Source organism: Streptomyces sp. WAC05292, from assembly GCF_003949955.1.
GTDB classification, from domain to species: Bacteria; Actinomycetota; Actinomycetes; order Streptomycetales; family Streptomycetaceae; genus Streptomyces; species Streptomyces globosus.
In genome coordinates this window covers 1-9,034 of record NZ_RPSE01000252.1, presented here as the reverse complement: position 1 = coordinate 9,034, position 9,034 = coordinate 1, and the positions used below count along the sequence as shown (strand labels likewise).

The window sequence follows — 9,034 nt, the reverse complement described above, 5'->3', positions numbered from 1 at the left end:
GGGTGAAGACGGCCATCTGGGTGGGCGGGCCGACCTCGGGGTCGTCGTCCCCGACGGGCAGGTGCGCGACGGTGTAGCCGTGCCGGCCGGCGACGGCCCCGGCCCAGTCGCGGAACTGGGCGCGGGTCCACTCGAAGCGGTGGTCGGGGTGGCGGACCTGCCCGGCGGGCAGGGACTCCCAGCGGACGTTGTACTCGGCGTTCGGGGTGGTGACGAGGACGGTGCGCGGGCGCGCCGAGCCGAACACCGCATACTCCAGGGCGGGCAGCCGCGGCGGGTCGACGTGCTCGACGACCTCGCTGAGGACGGCCGCGTCGTAGCCGGCGAGCCGCTTGTCCGTGTACGTGAGGGAGCCCTGGAGCAGGCGGACCCGGCCGGCCTGCCGCTCGCCCATGCGCTCCGTCCGCAGCCGCTTCGCGGCCGTGGCGAGGGCCCGTACGGACACGTCGACGCCGGTGATCTCCGTGAAGGAGGTGTCTTTCAGGAGCTGCTGCACCAGGGCGCCCTGCCCGCAGCCGAGGTCGAGGACGCGGGCGGCGCCGGCGGCGCGCAGTGCCGCGGTGACGGCCTCGCGGCGCAGCACGGCGAGGGGCAGCGGGCGGTCGGCGGTGTCGGTGTCCTCGTCGACGGCGTTGTCGAGGTCCTCGGCCGGGCTGCCGTCCGCCTCGGCGAGGCGGGCCAGTTCGAGGCGCTCCAGGGCGTCCCGGGTCAGCCGCTTGTGGCGGGCCAGGTAGCGGGAGGTGATCAGCCCGTGCTCCGGGTGCCCGGCGAGCCAGCCGTCGCCGGCGTGCAGCAGCTTGTCGACCTCGTCGGGGGCGACCCAGTAGTGCTTGGCGTCGTCCAGGACGGGCAGCAGGACGTACAGCTGCCGCAGCGCGTCGGCGAGGCGCAGCCGGCCCTCCAGGACGAGGCGCACGTACCGGGAGTCCCCCCACTCGGGGAACCGCTCGTCGAGCGGCAGCGGCTCGGGCCGTACGAGGTCCCAGCCGAGGGGGCCGAACAGCCGGTGCACGAGCTGCGGTCCGCCGCGCGCGGGCAGGACGGGGATCTCGATCCGCAGTGCGCGCGGCTCGTCGACGAGGTCGGGGCGGGCGGCGCACCTGCCGTTCAGGGCGCTGCCGAAGACGCCGCGCAGTGCGACGGCGAGCAGCGAGGAGGCGGCGTAGGGGCGGTCGTTGACGTACTGGGCGAGTGCGGTGTCGGGCGCTCCGCCCCGGCCCCTGCCCTGGCCGCGCCGGACGAGCGCGACGGGGTCCACCTCCAGCAGCAGGGCCGCCGTGCAGCGCTCCTCCCCGGCCTCGGGGTAGAAGACGTGGGCGGTGCCGTGGGAGGTGGTGAACGCCTGCGCCTTGCCGGGATGCTTGTGCAGCAGGAATCCCAGGTCGGTGGCGGGGCGGTCGGGGGTGCCGGTGGTGGAGATCGTCAGGAACACGCTTCCGATTCTTGCCGCCGGGCCCGCCCCGCCGCCGCCTATTTTCCGGGGGCGGTCGTTCCGCGGGACCGGTCGGGCGGGGTGCCGCGGAGGCCGGGCGCGAGGGCGGCGATGCGGCGGGGGCCGATCCGGCAGCAGCCGCCGACGAGGCGGGCGCCGGCCCGCAGCCAGGCCCGGACGGGCCAGGGCGCGGGGGCGGCCGGGTGCTCCCAGGCAGCGGAGGCGGCGTTCCATGCGGAGCCGTCGTTCGGGTAGGCGAGCAGCGGCTTGCCGGTGGCGGAGGCGGCCTCCTCCAGGGCGGGCAGCACGTCCTGGGGGTCGCAGCAGTTCACGCCGACCGCGACGACCTGCGGGGACTCCTCGGCCAGGGCGAAGGCCTCGGCGAGCGGCCCGCCGGCCCGGGTGCGGCCGCCGGCGACGGTGTACGACAGCCAGGCCCGGGCCCCGGTCTCGGCGAGCACGTCGAGGACGGCTTCGGCCTCGTCGGCGTCGGGGACGGTCTCGACGGCCAGCACGTCGGGTCCGGCGTCGAGGAGCGCCTCGATGCGGGGCCGGTGGAACGCGGCGAGCTCCCGCCTGCCCAGCCCGTACCGGCCGCGATACTCGGAGCCGTCGGCGAGGACGGCGCCGTACGGGCCGACGGATGCGGCGACCCACACCTCGTGCCCGGCGGCTTCGGCGGCGCGGTCGGCGAGGCGGACGCTGCGGTGCAGCAGGGCGGTGGTCTCGCCGCGGCCGCGGCCGCGGGCGGCGAAGGCCTCGTAGCCCACCTGGTAGCTCGCGGTGGTCAGCACTTCGGCGCCGGCCCCCGCGTACGCCGCGTGCGCGGCCTGCACCTGGTCGGGCCGCTCGGCGAGCACCCGGCCGGTCCACAGGCCCCCGGACAGCTCGCAGCCCTGGTCGTCGAGCTGGCTGCCGAGCCCGCCGTCGAGGACGAGCGCCCGCGCGGCGAGCGCGTCGGCGAACGGCGCGGCCGCCCGCGTCATGCCCCCCACCCCCTCGGCAGGTCCGGCCGATCCGGCCCGGCCGGCCGATCGGGCGGTGTACGGCGGTGTACGGCGTGTTCCACACCACCCATCCTGCACCTCCCCGCCCCCGCAGGGTGAATCTCCGTCAACCGGGAGCCGCCCCCGGCCGCGGCCAGTGACCAGCCGCCGACGGGGATCGTTTCCCCGGTCGGAGCCGGACCGCCCGGCCCGCGCGCCGGCGGCCCTCCCGCCGGCACGACCGCCGCCCCCTTCCGCCCGCGGAAGGGCCAGGTACGAGGAGGCCGCCATGTCCCACGAGTCCGCATCCGAACGCCCCGGACAGGACGACATGCGCCGCGACCCGGCCGCGGCCGACCCCCCGAAGAGCCTCCTGCAGCAGATGGAGGACCTGATGGACGCCCTGAACGCGGACCTCTCCCGGCTGGACGCGGAGCTCCAGTCCTCCACGGACCGCGCCCCGGGCCCGGGCCGCACCCCGTAGCGGCGGCCCGGCGGGGGGGCAGCCCCGGCCCCCGGGGGGCGGTTCAGGCCCCTCCCCCGCCGGCCTCGCCTGCCGGAACGCGGCCGCTCGCGTCCTGGCGCGGGACACGGGCCCGCGGCTCCGACACGGCGGCGACCAGCGTGGAGGAGACGTGGGCCAGGGCGGGGTGCGCGGCGAGGAAGACCGTTTCGACTCCGGCCAGTTCCCGGTTCATACGAGCCATCGGCACCTCGTAGGCCAGGTCGGTGGTGCTGCGGACCCCGCGGACCACCACGTCGATTCCGTGGCGGCGGCAGTAGTCGACCAGCAGGCCGCCGGTGTGGGAGTCGACCGTGACGTTGTCCAGGCCGGCCGCCGCCGCACGGAGCCGGTCCAGCCGCTCCGGGACGCGGAACCGGCCGGTCTTCCCCGGATGGGCCATCACGCACACCACGACCTCGTCGAACAGCCGGGCAGCACGCCGCAGTACGTCCCGGTGTCCTGGGGTGACCGGGTCGAAGGATCCCGGGAAAAGGGCTCGCATGCTCGGGGAGGTTAGCAGCGGCCACCGGGCGTGACGACGCGCCAGAGCGGCCGCACCCCTCCCGTAAGCGGCCCCGGCAGCCCGTCGGCTGTCCGCCCCGGGCCCCGTTCCCGTTGCTCCCGCCGCCGGCCCCGGCCCCGGCCCGGTTGGGGGCCGGGACGCGGGGGCGGGAGCGGTTCAGGCGGCTCCGTGGTGGTGGGCCGTCAGGCGGCGCAGGAGGGCCCGGACCCGGTCGCTCGACTCGTCGGCCGCGTCGATCGACTCCATGCACTGCCAGTACAGGCCCTCGTCGTCCGTGCCGCAGGCCACCCCGACCAGGGCCATGCCGACCTCGCCGAGGAGGTCCTGGAGGCCGAGGAGGGAGCCCCGGAGGTCGGTCACCACGGTCAGCTGTGCCGCGCGCGGCGGCTGGTCCGGAGCCGTGCGCTCGCCGCGCAGGGCCGCTCTGTGGAACACCCCGCATCCTCTGCCTCCCGCTTCGCCCAGGCCCCGCGCCTCCGCTCTCAGTTCCCGCGGCCCGCTGACCGCGAGCCAGTGGCCCATGCCCTGGGCCAGGGCCTGGGTCTGCCATGCCTCCCACACGATGTCCATCGCCGCCCCGCTGTGCGCCAGCGCGCGGCGGCCGGCCGCGATGAGCCGTACCGCATCCATATGCCGTCCCCCGTCCGCACGACATCCGCCGTTCTCACCACTACCCAGAGTGAGGGCAATGCGTCAGTAAAGCCAGGGGTATTCGGAAATCTCTGGACAGAGACAGGGTTGTGGACAACGCCATCACTCCGAAGAGTGACGATTTGCGGTCGTAGCGCCGGTCACCGGGAAGCGGAGCTCGTTCCTTTCGATCTTCGCGGCGAGCGCGTCCAGCACGTCCACCCCGAGGACCTCGCAGAACTGCAGCAGGTAGGCGAGCACGTCGGCCACCTCGTCGGCCACCCGGTGCGCGGTGTCCGGCTCGTCCATGACCCGCGCGGACTGCTCGGGCGTCAGCCACTGGAAGATCTCGACGAGTTCGGACGCCTCGACGCTCAGCGCGACGGCCAGGTTCTTCGGGGTGTGGTACGGCCCCCAGCCGCGGGCCGCCGCGAACTCGGCCAGACTCTGCTGGAGTTGGTACAGGCGCTCGTCACCGGTTGCGGGCGGTTCGCTGTTCTTCTGGGGCGTGTCGGTCATGCCCCAGGTCTACCACCGCCGCCCCGGGGGCCTCGCGGGCGGCCGCCGCGGCCCCCTCCCCGACGGCCGCCAGGAGGCGGACGTGGCCGCGGCCGCCGGCGAGGAGGGCGAGGCGCAGCAGTTCGGCGTTCTGCCGCCGGTCCAGTCCGCGGTCGAAGCCGTCGGCGAGGACGGTGAGGGCCTGCCGGGCGGAGAGCAGTTCGGCGGCGGGGTCCATGGCGAGCACGCCGGGGCCCGTGAGGAGGACCAGGGCCAGGGCGAGGAAGCGGAGTTCGCCGGAGCCGAGCCGGCCGAGTTCGGTGGCGGGCAGCCCGGGCCCGCGGTCCAGGACGGCGGTGACGGCACCGGACTCGCCACCGGAGGCGAGGGCGTCGAGGCCGTGGACGCGGCCCGCGCAGGCGGCCTGCGCGGCGCGCGCGAGCAGCGTGTGGCGGGTGGTGCACTCGTGGCGGGTGCGGCGCAGTACGTCGGCGAGGTTGGCGCAGTCGCGGCGCAGCCGGCCCTCGCCGGGCGGGGCGGGGGCGCGCATCCGGTCGGGCTCCGGGTCGCAGGCGAACACGGAGCGGAGGGCGACGACGACCTGTTCGGCGGCGGCGAGGACCCGCCGCTGCCCGGGGGTGGCGCCGGCGACGCGCAGCGGGACGAGGGCGGTGCCGAGCCGGTCGTCGGGGAAGGGCGCGCGGGTGACGGCGGCGCCGCCGCCGGTGAGCCAGGCGGCCTGGACGCTGCGCCGGGCGGGGTCGCGCAGGGCGGTGCCGAACAGGATCTCGCCGTTCGCGGTGAGCCGTTCGCCGACGATCCGCAGGGCCGGTTCGGCCTGGACGGCGAGGTCGAGGCGGACCGGGCCCGCGGGGCCTTCGACGGTGCAGCCGATCCGGAAGCCGCGGCGCCCCTGGGCGTCGGCGGCGGCCCGGTCGGGGACGCGGGCGGCGGGGTCGGGGAAGACCGCTTCCAGGGTGGCGCCCGCGGCGAGGGCGGCCAGGGCTTCGTGGGCGGCGAGGACATGGGACTTGCCGCTGCCGCTCGGCCCGGTGAGGAGGGTGACGGGGGCCAGCGGCAGGGCGAGGCCCCGGTGCGGTCCGAAGGCGGAGAGCCGCAGCTCGCCGGCGACGGGTCGCACCGGCCCCGCCCCGCCGGCGGCTCCGGACGCGGCGGAGGCCCCGCCCCCGGGGGTCCCGTCCCCGTACGGCGGGCCGGCCGCGGCGGACGCGGCCGCCGCGCCGGGCGCCGCAGGAGGCCCCGCCGCGCCGGCGGCTGCCGCAGGCCGCGGTCCGGCGGCCCGCGGCGCGACGCCCGGGCGATGGCCGCGCCGGGGCGGGCGGAACTGCTCGGGTACGGCGGGACCGGTGCGGGGCCGGGGCCCCGCCGTGTCCGGGATGGCGTCCATGCGGCGGACGGTAGGCCCGCCGCCGACTCCCCCGGCCCGCCGAACCGTTACCTCGGCGGGACCTTCCTACGATCGGGGGACGGCCGCGGCCGCGATCCCCTCGACCTCGGTTCCGACCGGCGCCAGCAGGAAGACGTTCCGGTCGACGCGGTGCATGCCGCTGCCCAGTCCGAAGACGACCCCGCTGCTGAAGTCCAGGATCCGCTTGGCCACTTCGGTGTCGGCTCCGGTGAGGTCGAGGAGGACGGGCACCTGTGCGATCAGGTACTCGGCCACCTCCCGCGCGTCGGCGAAGACCTGCACCCGGATCACGACGAAGCGCCGCTGCTCGGCGGCCGCGGCCCCGGAGGACGCGGGGATCGTGCGGTGGTCCACCCGTGAGGGCCACTCGTTGCGACTGCGCAGGGGAACCACCTGCGCGAGACCCTCCCACTGTTCGTCCGTGACGTCGTACCTGCTCACCGGGCCGCCTCGGCCGCGCGCTTCATGTGCATCCCGCCATCCTCTCGTGTTTCACCCGTTCAGCCCAACTACGACACGGCCGGCACGGGGGGCGCACGGAAACGCGGGCCTCTCGGCGGGGCGGGGTGCCCACTCCGCCACCGATGGGTTAGGTTAGGCATGCCTAAGTTTGCAGTCCAGGACGATGGAGAGATCCGCATGCGCATGTCCGGTGCACCCGCCACCCCTGCCGCCGGCCGCCCCACCGACGCCGAGCGCGTCCGCTCGATCCTGGCCGCCGCCCACTCCATGACCGTCGTCACCGACGGCGTCCACACCGAAGTGCGCCACCTCGACGGCTCCGACCCGCTGGGCCGGCTGCACCTGCACCCCGCCGAGCCCGGCGGGGAGACGGAGGAACGCCCCGCGATCCGGATGGAGTTCACCGACATCGCGCCCACCCCGGTCCGCGACCGGGTCCGCGCCCGCGTCACCGTCTCCGGCCGCCTCCTCACCCCGTACCGCGGGCAGGACTCCGAGGCCCGCACCTGCGTCGAGTTCCTCCGGGCCGTCCTGGAGACCCCGGACGGCCGCCGCACCTCCCTCGGCCTCGGCGAGCTGGAGGCGGCCTCCCCCGACCCCCTCGCCCCGTACGAGGCCGGCATGCTCACGCACTTCCTCGACGACCACTCCGAGCTCGTCACGCTCCTGCTCCGCCTGGTCGCCCCGCAGCCCACCGCCGACCTGGTACGCGCCCTGCCGCTGGCCATGGACCGCCACGGACTCACCCTCCGCCTGGAAGGGCGCCGCGGCCACCGCGACGCCACCCTGCCCTTCCCCTCCCCCCTGGACGAAGTCGAACAGGCCGGCGCGCAGATGCAGGCACTCTTCAGCGCGGCCCGCCGCCGCTCCCACCGCAACACCCTGCCCGCCTGACACCCCTGGCGGCCGGGGAGGGCGCCGCCCCGCCCGGGCGGGCGGGCCGACACGCCCGACAGGTCCGCCGTCCGGGCGATCCGCCGAACCCGGCCCCGCGGGGCGCCCCCCGCGGTGCGGCCCGGGGCCCTCCGCGCGACCAGGGCGGGGTTCCGGTTCTGCCCGCTCTTCCGTGCCCCCTACCCCCTCACATGAGAGGGGGAGATCACATCCAGTGCTTATGGTCGTCCCCACCGTGACCCCCCTAGCATTCGAGCCATGACGGTCCTGCCTGATGACGGGCTCTCCCTGGCCGCCGAGTTCCCTGACGCGACGCATGAGCAGTGGCAGCGCCTGGTAGAAGGCGTACTGCGCAAGTCCGGCAAGGACGTATCCGGCGAAGCCGCGGAAGACGCGTTGTCCACCCAGCTCGAGGACGGGCTCCTCACCCGCCCGCTCTACACCGCGCCCGACACCTCCCCGGACACCGGTTTCCCCGGTTTCGCCCCCTTCGTGCGGGGCGGTACCCCCGCGGGCGGTGCCGCCTCCGGCTGGGACGTGCGGCAGCGGCACCTCGGAACCGACCCCGCGCAGGTGAACGAGGCCGTCCTCGCCGACCTGGAGAACGGCGTCACCTCGCTGTGGCTGTGCCTCGGCGGTGGCGGGGTACCCGTCGACGCGCTCGGCCGAACCCTCGACGGCGTGTACCTCGACCTCGCCCCCGTCTCCCTCGACGCCGGCGCCGAGTTCGAGGCGGCCGCCCGCGCCCTGCTGGCCCTGTACGCCGAGCGCGGCGTCGCCCCGGAGGCCGCCCGCGGCTGCCTCGGCGCCGACCCGCTCGGCCACGAGGCCCGTACCGGGGAGGCCGCCGACCTCGGCTCCGCCGTCGCCCTCGCCCGGGAGACGGCCGCCGGCTGGCCCGGCCTGCGGGCCCTGGCCGTCGACGCCCTGCCGTACCACGAGGCCGGCGGTTCGGCCGCGCAGGAGCTCGGCCTGTCCCTCGCCGCCGGAACCGCCTACCTGCGGGCCCTGACCGCGGGCGGGCTCGGCGTCGAAGCGGCCCTCGGCCAGTTGGAGTTCCGGTACGCGGCGACCGCCGACCAGTTCCTCACCATCGCGAAGCTCCGCGCGGCCCGCCGCCTGTGGGCCCGCGTCGCCGAGGCGTGCGGCGCCCCGCACGCCGGCGCTCAGCGCCAGCACGCGGTGACCTCGCCGGTGATGATGACCCGCCGCGACCCGTGGGTGAACATGCTGCGCACCACCGTCGCCTGCATGGCGGCGGGCGTCGGCGGCGCGGACTCCGTCACCGTGCTGCCGTTCGACCACGAACTCGGCCTGCCCGACGCGTTCGCGCGCCGCATCGCCCGCAACACCTCCACCATCCTGATGGAGGAGTCGCACCTGGCGCGGGTCGTCGACCCGGCCGGCGGCTCCTACTACGTGGAGCGCCTCACCGACGAGCTCGCCGACGCCGCCTGGGAGTTCTTCCGATGCGTCGAGAAGGCGGGGGGCCTCGCCGCGGCCCTGCGCTCCGGCCTGGTCGCCGACCGGCTGGCCGCCACCTGGGCCGAGCGCTCCGCGAAGCTCGCCAAGCGGCGCGAGCCCATCACCGGCGTCAGCGAGTTCCCGCTGCTCTCCGAACAGCTGCCCGAGCGGCCCCCCGCCCCCGCCGCGCCCACCGGCGGGGGCGGGGGGC

General features: G+C 76.4%; 10 protein-coding genes. 3 read left to right on the top strand and 7 right to left on the bottom strand.

From position 1 onward, the window contains the following. Window positions 1-1,432: 3' terminal RNA ribose 2'-O-methyltransferase Hen1 (locus EF903_RS22680; protein WP_125545995.1), on the bottom strand; the 1,432-nt coding region annotated here is incomplete at its 3' end. A 38-nt stretch (window positions 1,433-1,470) separates the two neighbouring features. Continuing rightward, the gene (mmuM, locus tag EF903_RS22675) at window positions 1,471-2,418 is read right to left on the bottom strand and encodes a homocysteine S-methyltransferase (protein WP_125545993.1); all 948 of its coding nucleotides are present in this window, start codon (window positions 2,416-2,418) and stop codon (window positions 1,471-1,473) included. Between the two features lie 289 nt (window positions 2,419-2,707). On the opposite strand from mmuM, the gene EF903_RS22670 reads away from it, so the two are divergent. Next, complete coding sequence (locus tag EF903_RS22670) at window positions 2,708-2,902, top strand: hypothetical protein (RefSeq protein ID WP_125545991.1); 195 nt, start codon at window positions 2,708-2,710, stop codon at window positions 2,900-2,902. 43 nt (window positions 2,903-2,945) lie between these two features. Here the strand turns inward: EF903_RS22670 and coaD are convergent, their stop codons facing one another. The 5 genes from coaD to EF903_RS22645 all read right to left on the bottom strand — a co-directional run bounded on the left by coaD (window position 2,946) and on the right by EF903_RS22645 (window position 6,444). Then, on the bottom strand, window positions 2,946-3,425 hold the full coding sequence (coaD, locus tag EF903_RS22665; RefSeq protein ID WP_125545989.1) for a pantetheine-phosphate adenylyltransferase: 480 nt from the start codon (window positions 3,423-3,425) through the stop codon (window positions 2,946-2,948). A gap of 177 nt (window positions 3,426-3,602) precedes the next feature. Further along, entirely contained in the window at window positions 3,603-4,076 is a 474-nt protein-coding gene (locus EF903_RS22660) for a DUF6099 family protein (protein WP_125545987.1), read from the bottom strand. 123 nt (window positions 4,077-4,199) lie between these two features. Beyond that, a complete protein-coding gene (locus EF903_RS22655; RefSeq protein ID WP_125545985.1) occupies window positions 4,200-4,595 on the bottom strand; it encodes a nucleotide pyrophosphohydrolase in 396 nt (131 codons plus the stop codon). Further along, a complete protein-coding gene (locus EF903_RS22650; RefSeq protein WP_125545983.1) occupies window positions 4,549-5,715 on the bottom strand; it encodes an ATP-binding protein in 1,167 nt (388 codons plus the stop codon). Before EF903_RS22650 ends, EF903_RS22655 begins: the two co-directional genes overlap by 47 nt. A gap of 333 nt (window positions 5,716-6,048) precedes the next feature. Continuing rightward, complete coding sequence (locus EF903_RS22645) at window positions 6,049-6,444, bottom strand: cell division protein SepF (protein ID WP_125545981.1); 396 nt, start codon at window positions 6,442-6,444, stop codon at window positions 6,049-6,051. 198 nt (window positions 6,445-6,642) lie between these two features. On the opposite strand from EF903_RS22645, the gene EF903_RS22640 reads away from it, so the two are divergent. Together EF903_RS22640 and EF903_RS22635 are read left to right on the top strand one after the other, a co-directional pair. Further along, complete coding sequence (locus tag EF903_RS22640; RefSeq protein WP_125545997.1) at window positions 6,643-7,359, top strand: DUF2470 domain-containing protein; 717 nt, start codon at window positions 6,643-6,645, stop codon at window positions 7,357-7,359. A 258-nt stretch (window positions 7,360-7,617) separates the two neighbouring features. Next, a partial coding sequence (locus EF903_RS22635) for a methylmalonyl-CoA mutase subunit beta (protein ID WP_125545979.1) occupies window positions 7,618-9,034 on the top strand: 1,417 nt, incomplete at its 3' end.

Excerpts from the sequence above, each read along its gene's own strand:
- mmuM (WP_125545993.1), bottom strand. The coding sequence starts at position 2,418 with ATGACGCGGGCGGCCGCGCCGTTCGCCGACGCGCTCGCCGCGCGGGCG.
- EF903_RS22670 (WP_125545991.1), top strand. The coding sequence starts at position 2,708 with ATGTCCCACGAGTCCGCATCCGAACGCCCCGGACAGGACGACATGCGC.
- coaD (WP_125545989.1), bottom strand. The coding sequence starts at position 3,425 with ATGCGAGCCCTTTTCCCGGGATCCTTCGACCCGGTCACCCCAGGACAC.
- EF903_RS22660 (WP_125545987.1), bottom strand. The coding sequence starts at position 4,076 with ATGGATGCGGTACGGCTCATCGCGGCCGGCCGCCGCGCGCTGGCGCAC.
- EF903_RS22655 (WP_125545985.1), bottom strand. The coding sequence starts at position 4,595 with ATGACCGACACGCCCCAGAAGAACAGCGAACCGCCCGCAACCGGTGAC.
- EF903_RS22640 (WP_125545997.1), top strand. The coding sequence starts at position 6,643 with ATGCGCATGTCCGGTGCACCCGCCACCCCTGCCGCCGGCCGCCCCACC.